Annotated in this window: 24 protein-coding genes; 22 read left to right on the top strand and 2 right to left on the bottom strand. The window is 33.9% G+C overall.

The window, feature by feature from the left end:
- Positions 1-30 precede the first annotated feature (30 nt).
- The 7 genes from minC to CPHY_RS12220 all read left to right on the top strand — a co-directional run bounded on the left by minC (position 31) and on the right by CPHY_RS12220 (position 5,021).
- Positions 31-696: a septum site-determining protein MinC gene (minC, locus tag CPHY_RS12250; protein WP_012200386.1), complete on the top strand. Its 666-nt coding sequence runs from the start codon at positions 31-33 to the stop codon at positions 694-696.
- Positions 697-771: 75 nt separating this feature from the next.
- A complete protein-coding gene (gene minD, locus CPHY_RS12245; protein ID WP_012200385.1) occupies positions 772-1,554 on the top strand; it encodes a septum site-determining protein MinD in 783 nt (260 codons plus the stop codon).
- 13 nt (positions 1,555-1,567) lie between these two features.
- Positions 1,568-1,840, top strand: coding sequence for a cell division topological specificity factor MinE (minE, locus tag CPHY_RS12240; protein ID WP_012200384.1), 273 nt, complete (start codon positions 1,568-1,570; stop codon positions 1,838-1,840).
- Between the two features lie 12 nt (positions 1,841-1,852).
- Positions 1,853-3,022, top strand: a complete 1,170-nt coding sequence (locus CPHY_RS12235; RefSeq protein ID WP_012200383.1) for an FtsW/RodA/SpoVE family cell cycle protein — start codon at positions 1,853-1,855, stop codon at positions 3,020-3,022.
- 21 nt (positions 3,023-3,043) lie between these two features.
- Positions 3,044-3,445: a methylglyoxal synthase gene (mgsA, locus tag CPHY_RS12230; protein ID WP_012200382.1), complete on the top strand. Its 402-nt coding sequence runs from the start codon at positions 3,044-3,046 to the stop codon at positions 3,443-3,445.
- 43 nt (positions 3,446-3,488) lie between these two features.
- A complete protein-coding gene (locus tag CPHY_RS12225; protein ID WP_041704382.1) occupies positions 3,489-4,451 on the top strand; it encodes a D-alanyl-D-alanine carboxypeptidase family protein in 963 nt (320 codons plus the stop codon).
- Positions 4,452-4,601: 150 nt separating this feature from the next.
- Positions 4,602-5,021, top strand: coding sequence for a hypothetical protein (locus CPHY_RS12220; protein WP_041703627.1), 420 nt, complete (start codon positions 4,602-4,604; stop codon positions 5,019-5,021).
- 255 nt (positions 5,022-5,276) lie between these two features.
- Here the strand turns inward: CPHY_RS12220 and CPHY_RS12215 are convergent, their stop codons facing one another.
- A complete protein-coding gene (locus CPHY_RS12215) occupies positions 5,277-5,480 on the bottom strand; it encodes a DUF378 domain-containing protein (protein WP_012200379.1) in 204 nt (67 codons plus the stop codon).
- A 103-nt stretch (positions 5,481-5,583) separates the two neighbouring features.
- On the opposite strand from CPHY_RS12215, the gene CPHY_RS12210 reads away from it, so the two are divergent.
- From CPHY_RS12210 to CPHY_RS12165, 10 genes are all read left to right on the top strand, one after another.
- Positions 5,584-6,972 carry an HlyD family efflux transporter periplasmic adaptor subunit gene (locus CPHY_RS12210; protein ID WP_012200378.1) on the top strand — a complete coding sequence of 463 codons (1,389 nt, stop codon included), beginning with the start codon at positions 5,584-5,586 and terminating at the stop codon, positions 6,970-6,972.
- 72 nt (positions 6,973-7,044) lie between these two features.
- Positions 7,045-7,806: a YggS family pyridoxal phosphate-dependent enzyme gene (locus CPHY_RS12205; protein WP_012200377.1), complete on the top strand. Its 762-nt coding sequence runs from the start codon at positions 7,045-7,047 to the stop codon at positions 7,804-7,806.
- A gap of 21 nt (positions 7,807-7,827) precedes the next feature.
- A complete protein-coding gene (locus CPHY_RS20855; RefSeq protein WP_012200376.1) occupies positions 7,828-8,448 on the top strand; it encodes a cell division protein SepF in 621 nt (206 codons plus the stop codon).
- Positions 8,449-8,726: 278 nt separating this feature from the next.
- On the top strand, positions 8,727-9,518 hold the full coding sequence (locus CPHY_RS12195; protein ID WP_012200375.1) for a YlmH family RNA-binding protein: 792 nt from the start codon (positions 8,727-8,729) through the stop codon (positions 9,516-9,518).
- A 12-nt stretch (positions 9,519-9,530) separates the two neighbouring features.
- A complete protein-coding gene (locus tag CPHY_RS20850) occupies positions 9,531-10,469 on the top strand; it encodes a DivIVA domain-containing protein (RefSeq protein WP_012200374.1) in 939 nt (312 codons plus the stop codon).
- Between the two features lie 14 nt (positions 10,470-10,483).
- Positions 10,484-11,587 carry a 3-dehydroquinate synthase gene (gene aroB, locus CPHY_RS12185; RefSeq protein ID WP_012200373.1) on the top strand — a complete coding sequence of 368 codons (1,104 nt, stop codon included), beginning with the start codon at positions 10,484-10,486 and terminating at the stop codon, positions 11,585-11,587.
- A gap of 6 nt (positions 11,588-11,593) precedes the next feature.
- Complete coding sequence (lspA, locus tag CPHY_RS12180; RefSeq protein ID WP_012200372.1) at positions 11,594-12,118, top strand: signal peptidase II; 525 nt, start codon at positions 11,594-11,596, stop codon at positions 12,116-12,118.
- Between the two features lie 111 nt (positions 12,119-12,229).
- The gene (locus CPHY_RS12175) at positions 12,230-13,171 is read left to right on the top strand and encodes an RluA family pseudouridine synthase (protein ID WP_012200371.1); all 942 of its coding nucleotides are present in this window, start codon (positions 12,230-12,232) and stop codon (positions 13,169-13,171) included.
- The gene (locus CPHY_RS12170; RefSeq protein WP_012200370.1) at positions 13,172-14,467 is read left to right on the top strand and encodes an ATP-binding protein; all 1,296 of its coding nucleotides are present in this window, start codon (positions 13,172-13,174) and stop codon (positions 14,465-14,467) included.
- 142 nt (positions 14,468-14,609) lie between these two features.
- A complete protein-coding gene (locus CPHY_RS12165; RefSeq protein ID WP_041703624.1) occupies positions 14,610-14,978 on the top strand; it encodes a BlaI/MecI/CopY family transcriptional regulator in 369 nt (122 codons plus the stop codon).
- 324 nt (positions 14,979-15,302) lie between these two features.
- On the opposite strand, the gene CPHY_RS12160 is transcribed toward CPHY_RS12165, so the two are convergent.
- Complete coding sequence (locus CPHY_RS12160) at positions 15,303-16,295, bottom strand: LacI family DNA-binding transcriptional regulator (RefSeq protein ID WP_012200368.1); 993 nt, start codon at positions 16,293-16,295, stop codon at positions 15,303-15,305.
- A gap of 388 nt (positions 16,296-16,683) precedes the next feature.
- On the opposite strand from CPHY_RS12160, the gene CPHY_RS12155 reads away from it, so the two are divergent.
- The 5 genes from CPHY_RS12155 to CPHY_RS12135 all read left to right on the top strand — a co-directional run bounded on the left by CPHY_RS12155 (position 16,684) and on the right by CPHY_RS12135 (position 24,942).
- Positions 16,684-18,003 carry an aspartate kinase gene (locus CPHY_RS12155; RefSeq protein ID WP_041703618.1) on the top strand — a complete coding sequence of 440 codons (1,320 nt, stop codon included), beginning with the start codon at positions 16,684-16,686 and terminating at the stop codon, positions 18,001-18,003.
- Positions 18,004-18,266: 263 nt separating this feature from the next.
- Positions 18,267-19,262 (top strand): LacI family DNA-binding transcriptional regulator, encoded by a 996-nt coding sequence (locus CPHY_RS12150; RefSeq protein WP_012200366.1) that lies wholly within the window; start codon positions 18,267-18,269, stop codon positions 19,260-19,262.
- Positions 19,263-19,408: 146 nt separating this feature from the next.
- Positions 19,409-21,160, top strand: a complete 1,752-nt coding sequence (locus CPHY_RS12145; RefSeq protein WP_012200365.1) for a glycoside hydrolase family 13 protein — start codon at positions 19,409-19,411, stop codon at positions 21,158-21,160.
- A gap of 56 nt (positions 21,161-21,216) precedes the next feature.
- On the top strand, positions 21,217-22,668 hold the full coding sequence (malQ, locus tag CPHY_RS12140) for a 4-alpha-glucanotransferase (RefSeq protein ID WP_012200364.1): 1,452 nt from the start codon (positions 21,217-21,219) through the stop codon (positions 22,666-22,668).
- A 24-nt stretch (positions 22,669-22,692) separates the two neighbouring features.
- Positions 22,693-24,942 carry a glycogen/starch/alpha-glucan phosphorylase gene (locus tag CPHY_RS12135; RefSeq protein WP_012200363.1) on the top strand — a complete coding sequence of 750 codons (2,250 nt, stop codon included), beginning with the start codon at positions 22,693-22,695 and terminating at the stop codon, positions 24,940-24,942.
- The last annotated feature ends 30 nt before the right edge of the window (positions 24,943-24,972 follow it).

Here is a 24,972-nt window from a genome sequence, read left to right as displayed (position 1 = left end):
ATGTTTATGCTTAGTATAATTGGTGATTGTATGAATAATTCAGTCATTATTAAAGGAAATAAACATGGTATTGTAGTTGTACTCGATAAAGAATTAGAGTTTTCTAAGTTGTTAGAGGATATCAAAGTTAAATTTGAAGACTCAAGAAAATTTTTAGGAAATGCGAAGATGGCCATTAGTTTCGAAGGACGTAAGTTAACGGATACTGAGGAACGGGAAATCTTAGATGCAATTGCAATAAGTTCAGATCTTCACGTAATTTGTGTAATAGACAATGATGAGGAAAGAGATAAAGTATTTGCCAAGGCATTGGAGGATAAGCTCTTAGAGCTTTCCAATGCCACAGGGCAATTCTATAAGGGAAACTTAAGATCAGGACAAGTGTTAGAGACTGAAACAAGTGTTATTATTATCGGGGATGTAAATCCTGGAGCCAGCGTGGTAAGTAAAGGAAATATTATTGTACTAGGTTCCTTAAAGGGGACAGCTTTTGCTGGTGCTACAGGAAATGAAAACGCTTTTGTATTATCTTTAGATATGAATCCAGGACAGATTAGAATTGCAGATATCATTGCGAGAGCACCGGATCATCCATCGAAGGAGGAAGCGAAGGAAACTAAGATTGCATTTTTAGAAGAAGGAAATATTTATATTGAACCTTTGAATAAGAAAGTCCTTAATGATATTCGTTTATAGGGGAATTTGTTTTTACTTACTACATGTAACTTATGTTGCATGTAATTTTAAATCATATATCTGGAGGAATCTTAAATGGGAGAAGTAATCGTTGTAACATCCGGAAAGGGTGGAGTTGGTAAAACAACAACTACAGCAAATGTGGGAACAGGACTTGCAAAGCTTGACAAAAAAGTTGTATTAATCGACACCGATATCGGGTTAAGAAATTTAGATGTAGTTTTAGGACTTGAGAATCGTATTGTTTATAACTTAGTCGATGTAATAGAAGGCAATTGTCGTATAAAGCAAGCATTAATTAAGGACAAGCGTTACCCTAATCTTTATTTATTACCATCTGCACAAACAAGAGATAAATCCTCAGTAACACCGGAACAGATGAGAAAGCTATCCGATGAATTACGTGGAGAATTTGATTACATATTAATGGACTGTCCTGCTGGTATTGAGCAAGGATTTCAAAATGCCATCGCTGGCGCTGACAGAGCATTAGTAGTCACAACTCCAGAGGTTTCTGCTGTACGTGATGCAGACAGAATCATTGGGTTGTTGGAAGCAAATGAGATGAAGAAAACAGAGCTCATCGTAAACCGTCTTCGTATGGATATGGTAAAACGAGGAGACATGATGTCAAGTGAAGATGTTGTGGAGATTTTAGCTATCAATTTGATTGGTGTTGTCCCAGATGATGAAAATATTGTCATTTCAACAAATCAGGGAGAGCCTTTGGTTGGTTCCGATTCTATGGCAGGTAAGGCATATATGAATATTTGCCGCCGTATTACAGGAGAAGAGGTACCATATCTTGACTTAAATTCCAAGCAGGGGTTCTTTAGTAAACTGTTTAAGAAAAACTAAGGAGGATAGTCTAATGGCTTTAATGGATTTTTTTAAAAAGAAAGCATCGGGAAGTGTCGCGAAGGACAGGTTAAAACTTGTCTTAGTGTCGGATCGCGCTGGTTGTTCTCCTGAAATCATGGAACAGATTAAAAACGATATTATCGCTGTGATATCAAAATATATAGTAATAGACCAAGAAGGTCTAGATATCAAAATAACTCAGACGGAATCAGAAGGCAATAACGGAAATGTACCAGCGTTATTTGCCAATATTCCGATCAAAGACCTAAAGCACAGTAAGTAAGGAAATTAATTCATGTTTAAAACTTTGTTCAAATCTATTTTTAATTTTGAGGAATATGATCTAAAGCATTATCAGGTATCAATGCTAGCTATCATATCGATACTTGGTGTTATTGGTATGGTGTTGATCAGACGTTTACAAGATGCGAATGAAAGACAGTTTGAAAAGCAAATCATTGGCTACGCAGTTGGTTTAATTGTTGCGGTGGTTGTCTCACTTATAGACTACCACTTTGTTGCCAAGTTTTTTATTCCGCTTTATTTTATTAATATAGCTTTACTTGTAATCACAAAATTTACTCCACTTGGTAAATCACATTATTTGGCGCAAAGATGGATTTTAATTGGCTCCACTGAAGTACAGCCTTCTGAGCTAACCAGAATTATAATGATCATATTCTTAGCAAAGTTTTTTGACATCGTTAGGCGGCAAATTAATAAAGCATCGATCATTTTTCTGGCATTAATTCTAATGGTAATACCGATTAGCTTAATTTTTATCCAGCCGGATTTATCAGTAAGTATTGTATTGTTTGCAACATTTTTATGTATGTTTTATATGGCAGGGCTTAGCTACAAGATAATTTTGCCAACTCTAGCAATTGGTATACCAAGTTTTATCGCGTTCTTTTGGTACGTACAGCAAGAGTACCAAGTAATTCTAAACGATTATCAAAGAGATCGAATCTTAGCTATGCTACATCCAGAGCGATTTCCACAGCTGGCTTATCAGCAGGTAAATGCTGCTAAGTGCATTCGTGCAGGCGGTATTTCGGGTAAATGGTTAACTGATGCAGAGGTTACGCTTAAAGCTAGTAAAGTTCCAGTTATTGAGAGTGACTTTATTTTCACTGCGATTGCAGAAGCATTTGGTTTTGTTGGAAGCATGATAGTCATAGTATTGCTAATGATTTTCATCTATAAAGCATTGAAAATTGCTCGAATGGCGAAAGATTTTATGGGAATGTTAATTGCTTCTGGTATAGCATCATTGACGATGTTTCAGCTTTTTGTTAATATTGGAGTTGTAACTTCATTATTACCGAATACTGGTATTCCGTTACCATTTGTCAGTTCGGGTTTAAGTGCTTTATTGGGAAATATGTTGATGTTAGGCGTATTATTGAATGTAAGTCTTCAAAATAAAAGGATGTTACCACAAAAGGAGACATTATCACTATAGCATAAAAGAGGAGGTAGGAACGTGAATATTGGAATGATAGCACATGATGCGAAAAAGAAATTGATGCAGAACTTCTGTATTGCGTACCGTGGTATTTTGTCAAAGCATCAGTTATATGCGACGGGAACCACAGGTAGATTAATTGAAGAGGTAACAAATTTAAATGTTCATAAATATTTAGCAGGTCATCTAGGTGGCGAACAGCAGATGGGTGCTCAAATAGAGCATAATGAAATCGATATGGTTATCTTTTTACGTGATCCTTTAACTCCAAAATCACACGAACCAGATATTATGACAGTTGTCCATCTTTGTGACACACATAATATTCCACTTGCGACCAACCTAGCTACAGCAGAACTTTTGATTAAAGCTTTGGATCGTGGGGATTTGGATTGGCGTGATTTATTCAAGGGAAAATGATAGTCAAAATACAACGTATAGAATTGGCAGATTGGAGTTCAAATTGAAGAAAGTAGTTGTGTTAGTTTTAAGTATCAGTTTGCTACTTACGGGCTGTTCGAAACAATCAGATGTATTAATGCTATATTCCGGTACCGATGGTAAAATGATTGAAAGTATCGGAACTTATGTAGATGCTGTAGCTGGAGATTTTCTAACAAAAGATTACAGTGTTGTGGATGAAAGTCAAAACCACATGGAAGATCCGGCGATTCCAGCAATAGCAGCATTTATGATTGATGACACAGATCATCAAGTATTGTTTGCGAAAAATGTATATGATAGAATCTATCCAGCAAGTACAACGAAATTATTGACAGCACTCATTGTACTTAAGTATGGTGATCTAAAGGATAGTGTTACGATAGAAAAGGACAATGCAGGGGTTACTACTTATGGCGCCAAACTATGTAATTTTAAAGCTGGTGACGTAGTTTCAATGGAAACTCTTCTGAATTGTTTATTAGTCTACTCTGGAAATGATGCAGCAGTCGCTATTGCAGAGCATATGTATGGTTCTGTAGAGGAGTTTGTAAAAAAGATGAATGAGGAAGCTGCTAATATTGGAGCAACCAATACGCATTTTACAAATCCTCATGGGCTACATGACCCGAATCATTATACAACAGCATATGATATGTACTTAATCTTTAAAGAATGTTTAAAATATGAGAAATTTGTTCCGATTATAAAGCAGATAAACTATGAGGCTTCCATTACAGATAAGGACGGAAAGCTTCGAAGAAAATCTTATGAAACAACAAATATGTTTTTACTTGGTACGAAAGAGACTCCGGAAGGAGTTACAGTGTTTGGTGGAAAGACTGGAAGTACCGGTGATGCGGGAGATTGTTTGATTCTTTACAGTAACTCAGCGGATGGAAAAGCGTATATTAGTGCAGTTTTTAAAGCTGCTGGGAAAACGAGTTTATATAATCAACATGCTCACCTTTTAGAGATGGAATAAGTTATTTCCTCCTTTGTTCGACATTAGTTGTCTGATAATTAAAAATGAAAAAATGGAATTCTTAAGCAAAATAGGATTGTTTTTTCAATTCGGTTATACTATAATATGAGTAAGCAAGAAATCGTTTATAATGTAAAGGAGGAGATTGCGATGATACAGATTATTGTAGGTGCAAAAGGTAAAGGTAAGACAAAAATTCTAATTGATAAGGCAAACTCAGAAATTGGGGCCGTGAAAGGGAATGTTTTTTATCTTGATAAGAGCAATAAGATTATGTATGAACTCAATAATAAAATACGTTTGATTAACGTAAAAGATTATTGTATTGAAACTCCGAAAGAATTTATAGGATTTGTGTGTGGACTGATAGCAGCTAATCATGACCTGCAAAAAATTTATCTTGACAGTTTTATGAAAATTGCATGTACATGCCAAGAAGATATAAGCGATGTACTTGATAAGATAGAGATGATATCAACAAAATTCCAAGTTGACTTTATCATCAGTATCTCCATTAATGAAAACGATTTGCCTGATACTAAGAAACAGAACGTGATTGTAGCTCTTTAAGATAATAAAACTAAAGCGGCTTCGCCATTTTAGTTTCCAAGAAAGCGGTTTTGCACTTCAATTACGGAATCAATACTCCGTAGATTAGTGTAAAACCGCTTCCTTTATGAAATATTCTTTTTACTAGCCAGTATAATGACTGTCCAGTCGTTAAACTGTCCAGTCATTATGACTGTTTTGTTAATTAGTGCAACATATTACGAAAGCACTTATTCGTAATGTATGAGGAGTTAAGCTCCTCACTTTGTAACATGATTACATATCGTCATTTTTTAATCTACCAAAATAGCTTAAAGCATATAAGCCGGATATACCAACTAATGCATATATGGTGCGAGCTAAAATGGTCATATTACCAAATATGAATCGTACTAAATCAAACTGGAAAAATCCAATTAATCCCCAGTTGATTGCACCGATAATAACAAGAACTAGAGCAATATAATCAATAACTTTCATATTTTACACCTCCTATGTGTTCTAGTTAATGGTAGTGTAAACAATCCATGGTTTTTTATGCAAATAACCAGTGGAAACAAATAGAAAAATAAAAGAGGTTATTATGCAGGAGAATTCAAAGGTAGTCAAATTTAAAAAAAGAAGATCGATTAATATAGGTGTTATCATTTTCATAATAATCTTAATTTATACAGGGTTAAATGTGTATTTATATTTATCGAAACCTCAGATTTCGATTTTTGAAGTTTCAGAACAACCACTTTCTCAGGAGAATATTGTACAAGGTGTGATAACTAGAGAAGAGAAAATGATTACAACAGATCGATCTGGTTATGTGAATTACTACTTTCGTGAAGGTGCAAGGGTTGCGAAGGATTCTACGATCTATTCTATAGATGAAAGTAAGAAGATTTACGAAAAACTAACGGATACAACAGGCGGAATAAAATTTTCCAAGATGGACGCAGCCAGTATACGTAAAGATATAGCAAAATTCCAATATACGTATCAAGATAGCAATTACTCGGATGTTTATAATTTCAGAGATGAGATATCAGCTAGTATTCGTAATATTTTGGATGTTAATTTACTTTCTAATATGCAGGAGATTATTAACAGTACTGGTTTAAGTTCAAACTTTGGTGTTGTGAAAGCCGGGGAAGCTGGAATTATTTCTTATTATTCTGATACTCTTGATGGGTTATTGCCAGACAATGTAGCAGAAGCAACATTTAACATGGAACAATATGAAAGAAAGAATTTGCGTACTGGAGAAATCATTGAAAATAGCCAAAATGTATATAAACTGCTGAATGAGGATCATTGGAACATCGTTGCACCTATTTCTGCAGAATTAGCAAATCAATTACAAGATAGAACAATGATTACTTTTACGATAACTCTAGATCAATTTCAAGTGAGAGCACCATTTACAGTTGAAAAAAAAGGGGAATCATGGTTTCTAAATATTGCGTTAGATAAGTATGTTACAAGATATTTAAGGGAAAGATTTCTAGAGATAGAGATACAGTTAAAAAAAGAGTCAGGATTAAAAATACCAAAATCAGCGATTACAGAGAAGGAATTTTATATGATACCAATTGAGTATTTTACCAATGGTGGTGACTCTGGAGAGCTTGGCTTAGTTCGTGAAGTATATAATGAAACAACAAAAGCATTAGAACCAAGGTTTACAGCTTGCGAAATATACTATGAAGATGAAACTTATGGTTATGTTGATAAAGAAACCTTTGGAGAAAACGATTTTATTCTATCGGACAAAACTACAGATAGATTCCGAATCAGTCTTAGAGGGAAACTGGAAGGTGTTTATAACGTCAACAAGGGGTATGCTGTTTTTAGACGTATTGAACGATTGTCTGAAAACGACGAGTACGTAATTGTTAAAAAAGGTACGAAGCGAGGACTGTCTGTATATGACCATATCGCACTAGATGCAACTAAGGTAATAGAATCTGCTGTAATTTATTAAAGCTTGCGGATTTTTCGATGGTTAGAGGCTTCTATGATGCAAGATAAAAAGTAAGATAGAATGGAGGCTTCTATGATACAAGACAATATAACAAATGTATTACAAAAGATCGAAGCGGCATGTAAGCGGAGTAATCGATCAAAAGAGGAAGTTACATTAATTGCAGTTAGTAAGACAAAACCATTTGAGATGTTAATGGAAGCTTATCATGCTGGATTAAGAGAATTTGGAGAAAATAAAGTCCAGGAGTTATGTGATAAGTGTGAAAAATTTGTACCTGAGTCGTCCTCGGCACCAATATCCATAACGCAGTTAGACAATTCTTCTTATGATTCTAATTTGTCTCCTGAGATAAATTGGCATATGATAGGTCATTTACAGAGAAATAAAGTGAAATATATTGTAGATAAAGTGAAGCTAATTCATTCTGTGGATTCCTTTCGCTTAGCAGAGCAGATTGATATTGAGGCTAAGAAAAAAGGGGTCCTGGTCGATATATTGGTTGAGATTAATATTGCTGACGAAGAATCGAAATTTGGTGTCAAACCAAGCGCGGTAGAGACACTAATTCGTGAGATTGCAAGCTTGTCCTCGATTTGTGTCAAAGGCTTAATGACAGTGGCGCCTTTTACAGAAAATGCCGAGGAAAATAGAACCTATTTTAATAAAATGCACCAATTATATGTTGACATCAATGAAAAAAACATTGATAATGTATCTATGAAAATACTTTCGATGGGAATGACCGGCGACTATGAGGTAGCAATAGAAGAAGGCTCTACTATGGTTCGCGTGGGAACCGGTATCTTTGGGGAGCGCAATTATAGCGAATAAATAAGATTAGGAGATTGTGCTATGGCAAATTTATTTAAAAATATTCTGGATTCCTTAAAGTTGACAGATGATGAAGATTTAGATGATTATGATGATTACGTAAGTGAACTAGAGGAAAAAGAACGCAGGAAGACAGAAAGGCAAGAGCAGAGACAAGCTGTAAAGCAGGAAAAAAGAACATTTCCGTCACAAAGACCTGCATTCTCTGAAGAAGCACCAACAAGTAGTTCATCAAAACTTTCCGCAGCTTCCGGATCATCAGACTTTGCAGATTTAAGAAAAGAACGTTCTCAGCGGATGGAAAAGACCAATGTTAGTAAGGTGGTTCCTATCAGAAATCCTCAAAAGGGCTTAGAAGTGTGTATAATGAAACCTACTAGTTTTGAAGATTCGCAGGATATCTGTGATATGTTATTATCGGGACGTGCAGCGGTTATCAACTTAGAAGGATTTGATGTGGATCTTGCTCAGCGTGTGATGGATTTTATTTCAGGAGCAGTTTATTCTTTAAATGGAAAATTACATCAGATTTCAAGTTATATTTTTATTATATCACCGGATTCTGTAGATATTTCAGGCGATTATCTAGATTTGATTCGTCAAAATGGTTTCGAAGTTCCGACACTTAATAAGGATTTTTAGAATGATGCCTATATATTTATTATTGACGAAGTCCTTTTCAATATTTTTTAGTATTCTACAGGTCTTTTTATTGATACAGATTTTCGTTGATATGTTCTTAATTTCATTTATAAAGAAACCGCTGAAATTTGTATTAGACCCAATCTTAAATCCGGTAAAAATTCTATTAAGTCATTCCAGTTTTTTTACTGCTATTTCAGATTTATCGCCGATTATAGCTTTTCTTATATTGTCGTATTTACAACAGTTAATCAGTGCATAATGGAATGGAGATTTACATGAATTTAGAGAAAGAAGAGTTTCTTTTTCGTAAGATTATATTAGAATCAGCGAAAAGTGCTTATCATAAGGAGATATGTGTATATACTGATTTCTTAAATATAAATGAAATCAGTATATTTCATAGTATGGAGAAAGAATTACCTTTGCTAGCTTACTCGATGTATGGTGGATATGAGGGTGCAGAAAGGGTTCGTATTTGTTTTCATGGAGATATGGTAAAAGAACATGGAAATATCATGTTGCAAACAGAGGATAAAAACGACTATCCAATTCAATGCCTTAGAATCTATCCAGCAAGTGAAAAATTTGCAGGAGAGCTCGATCACAGAGATTATTTGGGGGCTATTCTTAACGTAGGTATTGAACGTTCGAAACTTGGTGACATCTTAGTGAGGGGAAAAGAGGCTTATTGTTATTGTGATTCTCTGCTAAGTGATTTTATTACTACTAGCCTTAGCAAAGTAAGACACAATGTCGTTCGTGTTGAAATGATAAAACCAGATGAAGTGCAAGCTACAATATCCTTTAGAGAAGTAACCGGTAGTGTTGCTTCTTTTCGTTTGGATTCCCTTATTGCACTTGCTTTTCACACTTCAAGAAGCAGCATTACTGGTTTAATTGCTGGTGAAAAGGTATTTGTCAATGCAAGATTAGTCACTTCCAATAGTTATATGTTAAAACCTGATGATATTGTTTCTGTACGAGGATATGGTAAATTTAAGTTTAAGGAACAGGGTGGTATCTCTAAAAAGGGCAGGATATACGCAACATTATCTATATACCAATAGGAGGAATAGGATATGATTACACCAATAGAAATACAAAGTAAAACTTTCAAATCCGGTGGACTTGGGTATGATAAGAAGGATGTGGATTCCTTCTTACGCGAGGTATTGTTAAGTTATGAGCAGATATACCGTGAAAATATGGAGATGAAAGATAAGATTTCAGTCTTAACAGAAGGAATTCAATACTACAAAACAATAGAAAAAACATTACAAAAAGCTTTAGTTTTAGCAGAAAAAACAGCAGAAGATACAAAAGCGCAGGCACTTGTTACTGCAAAAAATATTGAAAATGAGGCTATGACGAGAGCACAGATTATTGTTGCTGACGCTAAGAATGAATTGGAACACTTACATGCTCAAACAATTGGGCTATTGCAACAGTATGAAAAATATAAATTGCAATTTAAAAATTTAGCAGCAGCTCAAATAGAATTATTACAAAGCAATTGTTTTGATATCAGTATTGCTAAAATTGAAACCTTTGTAACTCTAAATGAAAAGGATGAGAATGTTACAAAGGCTGAGAATGATAATTTTAATGAGGCAGGAAGAACAGCACTTACAGAAAATAATGTGGGCAAGAATCAAATGCCTCCAGTCGGAAATAAGAATAATAAATATGATGAAAGAGTTGGAAATAAAAATCAACATATAAATAATAAGAATCATCATTCCAATAATAAGAATCAAAACAAGACGAATTGGCAAGCTAATTCGTCTGTCATGAATAATAAAAATCACAATTTTAATAATAATAAACATGAAAAGAAGCAATATCAGGTTACAGAGAAAGAATATATGGATGCTTTAGAGCAGGTCAGTGCGGCAAGTGAAGAAATCACATTAGAAGAATATAATGAATTAATGAAAAGTACATTCTCTAATACAGAACCAGTGGCGGAGCAACAGGATGAGTTTTCCTTTATTAATCTAGAGGATGACGAAGATTAAGGAGGAAATTTGCCATGCTTGATTTGTACGATCGATTGGAAGTAAAGTATGATGAGAAACCTTGCTATGATATTGTTCTAAAAGAGTCTTTTCAGGACTTAATAGAAGAAATCAATGCTTTTGAGTTAAAAAATAGAAAAATATGTATCGTTACAGACAGTAATGTCGGTCTTTATTATCTTAAACAATTAGAGGAGCTTTTACTTGGGGTTCCTGGTAAGGTGGTATCCTTTGTTTTCCCAGCAGGTGAGGACAATAAGAATCTTGAGACTGTACAGAATTTATATGAGTATTTAATCAGAGAGAGTTTTGACCGCAATGATGTTTTATTAGCACTTGGCGGTGGTGTAGTAGGAGATTTGACTGGTTATACTGCAGCAACTTATCTAAGAGGAATAAGGTTCTTACAGGTACCTACTTCTCTTTTGGCAATGGTTGATTCCAGTATTGGAGGAAAAACTGGAGTTGATTTTAAAGCCTATAAGAATATGGTAGGAGCATTTCATATGCCTTCCTGTGTTTATATGAATTTAGAATGCCTTAAAACATTAGAGGAGCGAATTTTTCTTTCAGGTATGGGAGAGATAATAAAGCATGGATTAATTCAGGATAAGGCTTACTATGAATGGCTAAAAGATAATAAGGATGCAATTGTAGCAAAAGACATCGCGGTACTACGAAAAATGGTTGGTCGAAGCTGCGAGATAAAACGTGCAGTGGTAGAAATTGATCCTCATGAACATAACGAAAGAGCATGGCTTAACTTTGGACACACCATTGGACATGCAGTTGAAAAATGGATGGAATTTACCTTATTACATGGAGAATGTGTGGCAATTGGTATGTCTGCAGCAATCTTTCTTTCCTATGAAAGAGGATACTTAACGAAAGAAGAACATGAGGATATCTTATCCACTATAGAGGCATTCAAACTACCAATCAGAGTGCAAAAATTAGAGATAGCAAATATTTTAGAAGCATTAAGCCGTGATAAAAAAATGGATGCAGGTCAAATAAAATTTATACTATTACGTAGCATTGGAGAGGCATTCATTGATACAACAATAACGAAGAAAGAGCTTATTAGGGCAATTGAGTTCATTATGGAAGAAAGGTAACTTAGGATGGAACAGGAGAATTTATTATCGAAAAAGTCTTACATTAAGTACGGTATTTTGTTTGTGATACTGCTTATCCTTGATCAGATAACAAAATATTTTGCAAAGTCACAATTTGCGGATGGAGATTCGCTTGTTATAATACCAAAAACCCTTAGGTTAATCTATCACGAGAATGATGGAGCAGCTTGGGGGATCTTTAGTGGCAGAGCCTACCTTTTAACTTTTATTACTGTAGTAGCTGTCATCGTTATGGCATTTTTATTTTTTAAATTACCAAGAACTAAAAAATATAATGCAATACGTTATATCTTAGTATTTATTGCTGCCGGTGCTGCTGGTAATAATTTAATTGATCGAATTTTATATGGTCATGTCATTGATTTTATCTATTTTGAGTTAATCGATTTTCCAGTATTTAATGTTGCAGACATCTATATCACATGTTCTACAATCTTGTTTGCAATATTGCTTTTATTTTATTATAAAGACGATGATTTTTCGTTCATTAGTAAGAAAAAGAAGGATTAGCGGAATTAGAGTAATGGTAGAAAATTAGTTAAGTTACGCAAAAGAATTGATGTTAAATGAAATTAAGTAAAAGAATAGATGTTAAAAGAAGTTAAGTTAAGAGGATATAAAATGGAAAACATAAAAACATGCTGTATAGACAGTGAGTATGAGGATGAACGCATTGATAGTTTTCTTGCAGAATTTGAGGAAGGTATTTCTCGTTCCTATATTCAGAAGTTAATAAAAGATTCCCTTGTGAAGATCAATGGTAATGTGATTAAGGCAAATTACCGTTTAAAAGAAGGGGATATACTAACTTATGAAGTTCCTCAACCCGTATCATTAGAGATAGCAGCAGAGAATATTCCCCTTGATATTTTATATGAAGATGAGGATATTATCGTAATCAATAAACCAAAAGGATTAGTTGTTCATCCGGCGGCAGGTCACTATTCTGGTACCTTAGTAAATGCACTATTATATCATTGTAAGGATAGACTATCCGGAATAAATGGAGTGATGAGGCCAGGAATCGTTCATCGTATTGATATGAATACGACTGGAGTATTGGTTGTTTGTAAAAATGATAAATCTCACCAATCGATAGCAGAACAATTAAAGGTACATTCCATTACAAGAAAATATGAAGCGCTTGTCTATAATTCCTTTAAACAAACGGAAGGAACAGTAGATGCGCCTATTGGAAGACATCCAGTAGATCGTAAGAAGATGGCAATCAACCATAAGAATGGGAAGAATGCAGTCACGAACTATCGTGTATTGGAGAATTTTAACCTTGGATATGTACACAACCAAGGTTATGCTCATATTGAATGTACATTAAAAACAGGACGTACTCACCAAATCCGCGTTCATATGGCTAGTTTACATCACCCTCTATTAGGTGATGATGTGTATGGACCGGAGAAAGATAAATTTCATCTTGAAGGGCAGGCTTTACATGCCAGAGTTTTAGGATTCCTTCATCCAACTACGCAGGAATATATGGAATTTGAGGCTCCATTGCCCGAATACTTTCAGCAATTGATTGAAAAATTGAGGTGTAACTAAGTGAAACGCAATGCGATTAAGAAATTAATAACATGGAAAGAGCAAAACTTAAGAAAACCAATGTGGATTACCGGCATCAAAGGTGTCGGTAAGACCTTCTTAGCACTTGACTTTGCAAAGTCCTTTTACGAAGGCAATCTCTATGTTAACTTTGAAACCAATGCAGCTGTTTGTAATCTATTTGAAAAAGCTGCTTATTCTATTGAAAATGATTTAAATTTTATTGAATTATTATTTCAGTACTATGAAATTCCTTTAGAATTATCAGGAAATCTATTAGTGATACTTGATGAAATTTCCTTTTGTAAAGAAGCAATGGAAGCTCTTAATCATTATTTAATGAATGAAACTATTGTTTCTGAAAATGCTGTTCCAATATTAGTATTATCAAGTGAATTAATGGAGATGAACGAGGAGTATTACGACAGCTTTACTCTTTATCCAATGGAATTTGATGAATTTTTAGTAGCCGGAGGGAATGAATGGTATGCTGAAGTAATCAAAGGGCATTATCAGACCAACCGTAAGATTCCGGAAATTGTGCATAAGGAACTTCTTACAATTTTTGAAGATTATCTCATTGTTGGTGGGATGCCAGCAGCTGTCAACGATTATATTATTATGGAAAATACGAGCAATGTTGCTGAAATTCATCAACGTATTTATCTATCCATGCTTGCTTCTGCAAAAGAGAAACATTCAGAAAGTGATGCACTTAAGCTTAGCCAAGTCTGTTCTGTTATGGTCGAACAATTATTAAAGGAGAACAAAAAATTTCAATATCGCTTGATACGAAAGGGTGCAACCTATGCCCACTATAAAGATGTGATTCAATATCTTGTGGCTAATTCTATAGTGTACAAATGTTCAAAAGGTACATACGACAAAACAGAAGGTATTACCATAAGTCCAGAAGCGTTACAATTTAAGCTTTACGTTGCGGATGTTGGAATACTGAACACTCTAATTCGAAAGAATTCTCTTTATTTAGATACTCAAAATGAAATGATAGAAAAAACAGTTTTAGATAACTACATTATGCAAAGTCTTATAGCAAGAGGATATCTTCCGAATTTTTGGGAGTCTAATAGTCAAGCAAAGATAGATTTCTTGATTCAAAACTCCGATGGTGTGATACCGCTTGAGATAAAGACAAATGAAAATACAAGATCAAAGAGTGTAAGTATCTTTCGTTCTGCACATGATATTCCTTATTCTGTTAAGATTTCGAATCGAAATTATGAATACTCAAATCAAGTGAAACATTTGCCATATTATGCGATGTTTTGCTTATAAGAGAGATTGACAAATTAATTCTAATTCGATAGAATAATGGTAGTTGTTACCATCTACTATAGTAGAATAAGCTTATGAGAACTATAAGTTGTAGAAAATAAGCATCAAAAATACAAAAGATGCTTGTGAGGAGAAGCAAAATATGGGAGAAATAAGATTACATGAAGGTGAACTTAATATTATGGAACTCTTGTGGTCTAACAAAGTACTGGCAGCGAAGGATATTGCAAAAATAATCAAAGAATATGTTGGTTGGGAAAAGAATACTACCTATACCGTAATAAAACGTTTGATTGAGAAAGGAGCAGTTATCCGGGAAGAGCCTGGCTTCCAATGTAAGGCAGCTATCTCCAAACGAACCGTACAACGTACGGAAACAAAGGTGTTATTAGATAAACTATTTAATGGATCTTTAAATACATTTTTAGTGGAATACTTAAATAATCAAAGTTTGAAGAAAACCGAGATAATGGAATTAGAAAGAATACTTAGTAATTATAAAACAGTGTAGATGTTATAAATAGAAAAAGCGTGATTTGCGAACTTTTTTCTTATAATGAAAAACATGACCCCCCAAGCAATAGTATGTTTTGATTGTGCATGGGGGGTATTACTTCGCTTAAACGTAGTTACATAGCTATTAGATAGTAGGTTACATAGCTATTAGATATCTGAACGTCTTTATCGAACTTCTAGGGTGATAATTGATTATCTAAACGTCTTCGTAATAATTGATTATCTAATTGTAATTATTATAGCTCTGCATACAAAATCTTGGGTGAGTTCATGGAACTTGACTAGATTCTTTGTACACAGAGCTATTTATATAGTATATTTACTTTACCTTAGATACGGATTCTCTTATTACTAACTCTGAGTGGAAGAGCATCGTACTAACTGGTACTGCAGATATAAGTTGAGAAAGTAGAGTAAATGCAGTTTTTCCAAGTGTAAAACGCTCTTGACGGATGGTAGTTAGTGGTGGCGCTAAATACTTAGCAATTGGAAGATCATCAAATCCAGTGATACTGATATCTTCTGGTACTCTTAAATCGAGCTTATGAATTTCATTAATGGCACCTGCGGCGATAAGATCGCTGGCACATACAATAGCAGTAGCTCCATTTTCTATAAACTGTGGAATATAGGAACTTGCGGTCTCTGGTAAGAAGCCGATACCATAACCAATCAAATTTTCATCGATTTCCAAACCGACATCTTTCATAGCAGCTAGGAAGCCTTCATAACGTAAGTTAGATACATAGCTGTTTTTGGAACCATTTAATAATGCGATTTTTTTATGGCCATTTTCTTGGAGATAGTTTACTAAGGATTTTGTGCCGATATGGTTGTCAGTTCCAATATAAGCAACATGTTTATTTGATATGTAATTATCAAATAGGACAGTAGGGATAGTAGTATGCTTTAATTGCTGCATATAAGCATCGGACATCTCAAAACCAAGAAAGAATGCGCCGCTGTATGATTGTTGTTTCATATAAGTATCATAGGATTGCTGCATCTGCGTGTAAACATCCATAGGGATTACATCAACCTGATACTGTTGCTCTTGTGCCATTAATTTAAATCCTGTAATTAATTCATAGCCGAATTGGTTGATATTTTCATAATCCATGTTCTCAACCATAATGCAAACTTTATGGTAGTCTTGGGATTTTTTTTCTTTCACAACATATCCTAACATTACGGCGGTATCTAGTACCTGTTGACGCATTTCCTCGCTGATATCACTTGCCCCATGCAGGCCTTTTGATACGGTGCTTATTGATACACCTAGCTTTGCTGCTATATCTTTAATTTTTACCATAATGACCTCCATTAGCTCAGTTTCCATATACTGCTGTCTATTATATCTTATTAATATTCGATTGTAAAGTTTCGAAAACATACGAAAACTGATTGTATGAAAACATACGAGTACGGATTATAAAATAAAATGCTAAGGTTGTGAATTGATTTTTCTTCACATACTCCAACATTTATTATAGGGCCTATTCTCATCGAATCATTTATTTAAGGTTAGTTATATTATAAAGTATGGAATTTTGTTGAAGAGAAGCCAATTTTTATAATTTAATATTTTAACGTAGAAAAGTAAATTATTATTGAAATTTTTTCAGGAATGAGTTATTATGTCATAAAAATGATTAAAGGTTTATCAAAAGCGGGAATCTAGGTTTATGAGGAGATTGAAAATGAAAAAAGTTGTGAAGTTTGGTGGTAGCTCCTTAGCGGACGCACATCAGTTTGAAAAAGTAGGTAATATCATTCGTTCAGATGAGGATAGAAAATTTGTTATACCATCTGCTCCAGGTAAGAGAGATTCAAAGGATACCAAAGTTACGGATATGCTTTACTCTTGTTATGCCTTAGCGGAAGAAGGTAAAGATTTTCATGATTCTTTAAATAAAATAAAAGAACGTTACCAAGAAATAATTGATGGATTACAAATAAATCTTACGCTTGATGAGGAGTTTGAACTTATACATAAAAACTTCGAAAAGAAAGCAGGAGATAATTATGCTGCAAGCCGTGGAGAGTACTTAAATGGTATTATCATGGCGAATTATCTTGGCTATGAGTTTGTTGATCCAGCTGATGTCATTTGTTTTGAAAAAGATGGTTCTTTTGATCCAGTTAAGACAGATAAGCTCTTATCAAAACGACTTGCTAAAATTGAACGTGCAGTCATACCCGGATTTTATGGAGCGCTACCAGATGGTACAGTTAAAACTTTTTCCCGTGGTGGTTCTGATATTACTGGTTCTATCGTGTCGAGAGCAGTAAAGGCAGACGTTTATGAAAACTGGACGGATGTTTCTGGATTTTTAGTTGCGGATCCAAGAATCATTGAAAATCCAGCAGGTATTGAGACTATTACTTACAAAGAACTTCGTGAGTTATCCTATATGGGTGCGACAGTACTTCATGAAGAAGCCATCTTCCCAGTTCGTAAGGCGGGTATTCCTATCAACATTCGTAATACGAATGCTCCAGAGGATAATGGTACTTGGATTGTTGAATCTACTTGCCATAAGCCTAAGTATACAATCACCGGTATTGCCGGTAAGAAAGGATTTTGTTCCATTAACATTGAGAAAGCTATGATGAATACCGAGGTTGGATTTGGACGTAAGGTACTTGAAGTATTTGAAAAGAATAATATCTCCTTTGAGCATGTACCATCCGGTATTGATACCTTTACTGTATTTGTTCATCAGTCCGAATTTGAAGAAAAAGAACAAAAAGTATTAGCAGGAATTCATAAGCTTGTCGAACCAGATTCTATTGACATGGAGGGCGATCTTGCACTTATTGCAGTAGTAGGACGTGGGATGAAGGCAACGCGTGGAACAGCTGCAAGAATTTTTGCTGCATTAGCGCATTCAGATATCAATATTAAGATGATTGATCAAGGTTCTAGTGAACTTAACATCATTATTGGTGTTAGAAATGAAGATTTTGATGCTGCTATTAAGGCAATTTATGATATTTTTGTAATCTCAAAATTATAATTTTTGTTTGAATGGGGCTTTTGCAAAGTAGCTGATGTAAATCAGCTATCGAGCAAGAGCTCCTTTTTACATATTAAATAGTAGGAATCAATTTACCTCGTTCCTATAAGGAATATTCTTTTATATTAACTGTTATAGAAAATCACCAAAAAAATTAGAAATATTATTGTTAAATTATAAACTTTATAGAATCGTGTTGACAAACATGGCGAAGGGTTGTATAGTAATATGCAAGGAAACCGTTTTCCGTAGGAGGCAATTTGATGGTATCGATAAATGATGTAGCGAAAAAAGCAGGAGTAGCAAAATCAACAGTATCGAAGGTTTTGAACAACTATTCTTTAGTTAGCGAAGAGACCAGATTAAAAGTTGAAAAGGCAGTGGAGGAATTGGGATATGTACCAAATTCAGTAGCTGTATCGCTCTCTAAGAAAGTATTTAATAGAGTAGGCTTAATTGTTGATATCCGCCATAATAGTCAATTTGTTGATGAAATCAGCATGCAGTACTTGACAGGTGCCTTTGAAAAAGCAAAAGAATATCAAATTGAAGTGGTAACTTTCTTCAGTTCCCAGTTTGATGAGATGAATTACAAACAAGTAACAGCGTATCTAAAATCTCAGAGGATTAATTGTTTAATTATATACAACTTGTCCATAGAGAATAAGAATTTATATAAAATAATTGAGAAACAGGAATTTAACTGTGTCTTAGTTGATTCTCCTATTACAAATGATAGGACTTCCTCAGTATCCCTTGATCATTTTTCTGCCCAATACGAAGTTGCTAAAAAAACCTTAGAGGAGAATATCTACATTGATAGGGTATTGTATATAGCAGGCGGAGCAGGTGGATATATTACCAATAGACGTCTGGATGCCATGAGAAAGCTACAGGAAGAGCTGGATTTTGAACTTATTGTAGAATATGGTGATTTTAACGAATATAAAGCTAGGGAAATTACTTTTAAAAATGGCGAAAAGTCAAATGCAATTGTTTGTGCATCGGATTTAATGGCAATTGGAGCTGTATTTGCTCTGATAGAAATGGATATTTACAGACCGGTTTGCGGATTTGATGGAATTCGTTTAATGGGTTATACCAAGATAGCCATGAACACAGTAAAACAGAACTTTAACCTAAAATCCAAACAGGCATTTGATGAATTAAAGAAGTTACTTGACGGAGAAAAGGGACAGCATACGGAGATACCTTATGAGGTATGTAAAATCGATTATATGGATGTTATTCAAAAATAACGGGTAATGTCGATATCAATTTTTTTTACAGTTTAGGGAAACCGTTTTCCGTAACCATGATTTTCTATCATAAAGTTTTGTAAGAACAACATAATAAAAATAACTTATTTTTAACTATTTTTTATACATCAAGATTGGAGGAACTTATGAAATTTGAAGCTATTTACCACAGAACCTCTGATAATTATTGTTATCCGTTAAATGAAGAGGATCTTATTATCAATATCAAAACGGGCCACGATATAGAGAGGGTTTTTATCTATTATGGGGATCCTTTCGAAGGTGGAATTTTAGGCGGTAATTGGACTTGGAATGGTGTGGAAGAAGAGTTGATTTATAAAAAGAACCTAACACATCATATTTGGTGGACAACAACAGTAAAGCCAAAGTTTAAAAGGTGTAAATATTATTTTAAATTAGTTGCTAATGATACTTCTTACTATTATTTTGAAGATGGATTCTATACAGAAGCAGAAATGAATCATCAAGACAAAAATTTAGTATATTTCACATTCCCATGGATGAATAGTATTGATATTAACAAAACTCCTGACTGGGTAAATGATACCGTATGGTATCAGATTTTTCCGGAACGTTTTAATAACGGAGATAAAGAAAATGACCCGAAGAATGTAAAAGCTTGGGGATTTCATACAGTGAGCAATGATGAGTTTTATGGCGGAGATTTACAGGGTATTATAAATCGATTGGATTATTTGGCGGATATAGGCATAAGCGGAATATATCTGACACCTATCTTTGAAGCAAATACCAGTCATAAATACGATACCAAAGACTATATGAAGATTGATCCACATTTTGGTGATGAGAAAGTATTTAAAAACTTAGTTGATACAGCTCATGAAAAGGGCATTCGTATTATGCTTGATGGTGTATTTAATCATTGCGGTAATCAGTTTGCTCCATGGCTAGATGTTTTGAAGAATGGACCTGACTCAAAGTATTTTAACTGGTTTATGATTAACAAATGGCCTTTTAACAAAGAAGATCATAATACAAATGATGGGTCATTTTATTCCTTTGCTTTTACTTCCAGAATGCCGAAGTTAAATACCAATAACCCTGAGGTTATTAAGTATTTGCTTGATGTTGTAGAATACTGGGTGAAAAACTTTGATATCGATGGTATTAGGCTTGACGTAGCGAATGAAATATCTCACAGATTCTGTAAGGATTTAAGAAAGTTGACCAAAGAGTTAAAACCCGATTTTTATATATTAGGTGAGTTATGGCATGATGCTATTACTTGGTTACATGGAGATGAATTTGATGGAGTTATGAATTACCCATTAGCCACTTCTTTAGCAGATTATTGGGTTTATCCGGAGAAAACTAACTATGACTTTGAATGTGCCATTAATCATAACTTTACCATGTATATGCAGCAGACAAACGATGTCTTATTCAATTTATTGGATTCCCATGATACCAATAGATTGATAGATAAAGTAAAAGATATTGATATTTTTTACCAGCAGTTAGCAGTTCTATTTACCATGCCGGGTAGTCCATGTATTTATTATGGAACTGAAATAGCAATGGAAGGAAGCTATGATCCGGACTGTCGTAGATGTATGCCTTGGGAAGACATCGATGCAGGTTTGTTTAAAGATAGAATTGAAATCATAAAAGCACTGATTCATTTAAGAAAAACAAACAATGCTTTCAAAAGCAGACATTATCATTTTATTGAGGATAAGAATAATAACAGAGTAATTCACTATATAAAAACAGACGAAGATCATAAACAGGTTGAAGTTATTTTAAATTGCTCTAAGGATAGTATCGTAGTTCAAAGGAAAGGTAATGAATTATTTAGCCTATTAAATGAAGATACTATTCTAAAACCAAAAGGTGTTTTTATTCAGCAGATATAAAGAAAGATTCATTTTAAGTTACACTCTTAGCTAGCTATTGAAGGAGAAAAAGATTTATGAGAGAAGCAGGAATACTATTACCTTTATCATCCTTACCGTCAAATCATGGAATTGGTGATATGGGGTCATATAGTTTTGAATTGATTGATTTATTAAAAGCAGGTGGTTTTCGCATATGGCAGATATTGCCCATTAATCCTTTAGGATATGGAAATTCACCTTACCAGCCATACTCCTCATTTGCAGGTGATGAGATTTATATAAGTCTTGATGAATTATATAAGGATGGTTTATTCACAAATAAACCGCCAGAGTTTCAAAAATATAGTAAATCTGTTGATTATGAAAATGTAAGAAAATTTAAAGAAATTTATTTAAAAGAAGCTTTTCTTAAGTTTACAGAGGATACTGATTATAAGGAGTTTATAAAACAGGAATGGGTATACCTTTATGCCGTATTTCTTACACTAAAAAAGAAAAATGAGTTAAGGTGTTGGAATGAATGGGATAAAGAACAGAAGGAATGGATAAAGTCAAGAGAGTTTGATGTATCTTTATATGAAGAAGAGATACGGTATGAAATGTTTGTTCAGTATATCTTCTACAAACAATGGATGAAGATAAGGACTTATGCGAATCAAAACGGCATTCGTATCATGGGCGATATACCATTTTATGTGGGAATAGACTCTTTAGATGTCTGGGCAAACCAAGAGTGCTTTTTACTTGGGGCAGATGGAAAACCGACATTTGTTGCAGGAGTGCCTCCAGATTACTTTAGTGTTACTGGTCAAAGATGGGGAAATCCAATCTATGACTGGGATTATTTAAAAAAGCAAAATTATCAGTTTTGGTTAGACCGAATTGCTTATAGCAGTAAACTGTTTGATATTATCCGTATTGATCATTTCCGTGCTTTTGATACTTATTGGAAAATACCTGCCACCTGCGAAACTGCAGTGGAGGGTGAATGGCTAGAAGCGCCTGGCTATGATGTGTTTGACTTAATTGTTAAGAAGTATCCAGAAGTTGAAATTGTTGCTGAAGACTTAGGGGATTTAAGGGAAGAAGTTCATGTACTTAAAAACCATTATGGATTAAAGGGAATGAAAATCGTTCAATTTACATTTGATCCAAATGAAAATAACAATAATTTTGAAGATATTGAAAATATGGTTATTTATACGGGAAGTCATGACAATCAAACAATAAGTGGCTGGTATTTATCTCAGGATGAAAAGACACAGAATGAGATTAGGAAATCTCTAATGAAGTCAGGCTATGACGATACGATTATTTCCAAACGATTTGTAAGACTTACTTTAGATAGTATTGCAGAGATGGCAATCCTACCGTTACAGGATTTAATTAATTTAGGTGATGAAGCTAGAATTAATACTCCTGGTACACTTGGCTCACCTAATTGGGAATGGAAATTAGATAGCTTTAATGAATTTAAAGAAGAAATCGGTAATTTAAAGGAATGCATTATTGCTAGCAGACGGTAATTGTGACACAAGGAAGGAGCAGGAATGTTAGTAGAGATATTACAAAAAAAGTATAATAAAACTCTTAAGGAATGCAGTAACGAAGAAATATATTTTGGCTTATTGGATATGACAAAAGATATGGCTGAAAAGAAATATAAGAAAGATACTAAGAAAAAGATTTATTATATTTCAGCAGAATTTTTAATCGGTAAGTTGTTATCCAATAATCTAATAAATTTAGGGATTTATGATGAAATCAAAGAAGAATTAGAACAAAACGGAAAATCCATTGCAGAAGTTGAGAACATTGAACTGGAACCATCCCTTGGAAATGGCGGTCTTGGAAGATTAGCAGCATGTTTCCTAGATTCTATTGCATCACTTGGACTTAATGGAGATGGTATTGGATTAAACTATCATTTTGGATTATTCCGACAGGTATTTAAAGATTGTCTCCAAAAGGAAACCATTAATCCTTGGATAACAGATGAGAGCTGGCTCATAAAGAGAGATAAGTCATATACCGTAAATTTTAAGGATTTTACAGTAAAATCAAAGCTTTATGATATCGCAGTGACTGGTTATGATAACCGTACAAATTGGCTGCATTTATTTGATATAGAAACTGTGGATGAATCTATTGTAAAAGAAGGAATTTCCTTTGAAAAAGCTGATATTGAAAAAAACCTTACTTTATTCTTATATCCTGATGACAGTGATGAAAAAGGTGAACTTTTAAGAATTTATCAGCAGTACTTTATGGTAAGCAACGCTGCCCAGATGATTTTAGAAGAATGCATCCTGAAGGGAAGTAATCTTCATGATTTATATGAATTTGCGGTAATTCAAATTAATGACACCCATCCGACTATGGTAATACCGGAATTAATCCGCCTACTTATGGAGCGAGGCATTGAAATGGATGAGGCAATTGATATTGTTTCTAAGACCTGTGCTTATACGAACCATACTATTTTATCAGAAGCATTAGAAAAATGGCCTATTAAGTATCTAAATAAAGTAGTGCCACACTTACTTCCTATTATCGAAGTGTTAGATAAAAAAGTAAGAGAAAAATTTGAGGATCCTACGGTAACAATCATTGATGAACAGGAAAGAGTGCATATGGCACATATTGATATCCACTATGGATTTAGTGTAAATGGTGTTGCAGCACTTCATACAGAAATCTTAAAGCAAAATGAGTTGAACAATTTTTATAAGATTTATCCTGAAAAATTCAATAATAAAACCAATGGAATTACATTCCGCCGTTGGTTAATGCATTGCAATTATCCTTTGACTGCATATTTAACAGATTTAATTGGTGATGGATTTAAAAAGGATGCTAACCAATTAGAAAAACTTTTAGATTATAAAGAAGACACCAATGTTTTAAATACCTTACTTGATATTAAGTACGATAACAAAAAAGCTCTAAAAGAGTATTTGTTTAAGACTCAGGGTATTGAAATTGATGAAAATTCTATCTTTGATATTCAGATTAAACGTTTGCATGAATATAAGAGACAGCAGATGAATGCTTTATACATCATTCATAAATATCTTGAAATTAAGAATGGCAAAAAACCTGCAACTCCAATTACTTTAATTTTCGGAGCCAAAGCAGCCCCTGCTTATATTATTGCAAAAGACATTATCCATTTGATTTTATGTCTTCAGGAATTAATAAATAGTGATAAAGAGGTAAATCCTTATCTCAAGGTGGTTATGGTAGAAAATTATAACGTAACATTAGCTGAAAAGTTAATTCCTGCATGTGATATATCAGAACAAATTTCTTTAGCATCGAAGGAAGCTAGTGGTACCGGCAATATGAAATTTATGCTTAACGGTGCTATTACATTGGGAACTATGGATGGAGCAAACGTAGAGATTGCAGAATTGGTTGGTAAAGACAACATTTACATCTTTGGTGAGTCTAGCGAAGAAGTAATTTCACATTATGAAAACAGAGATTATGTTTCTAAAGATTATTACAATAAAGATGAAGAAATTCGTCAGATGGTTGACTTTATTGTAAGCGATACCTTAATGAACATCGGTAAAAAAGAGAATTTAGAACGTCTGTTCAATGAACTAATCAATAAAGACTGGTTTATGACTCTGTTAGATATTAAAGAATACATTCAGAAAAAAGAAGAAATAATCGCAGATTACGAAGATAGAGAAAAATGGTCAAAAATGATGTTAGAAAACATCAGTAAAGCCGGCTTCTTCTCTTCTGACAGAACTATTTTAGAGTACAATCAGGATATATGGAATGTATAAGTATTCTTAATTAACGAAGTAAAATGTGAA

Source organism: Lachnoclostridium phytofermentans ISDg, from assembly GCF_000018685.1.
Classification (GTDB): domain Bacteria; phylum Bacillota; class Clostridia; order Lachnospirales; family Lachnospiraceae; genus Lachnoclostridium; species Lachnoclostridium phytofermentans.
Note: the sequence above shows the minus strand (reverse complement) of the source record. Positions and strands in the feature narration are given on the sequence as shown.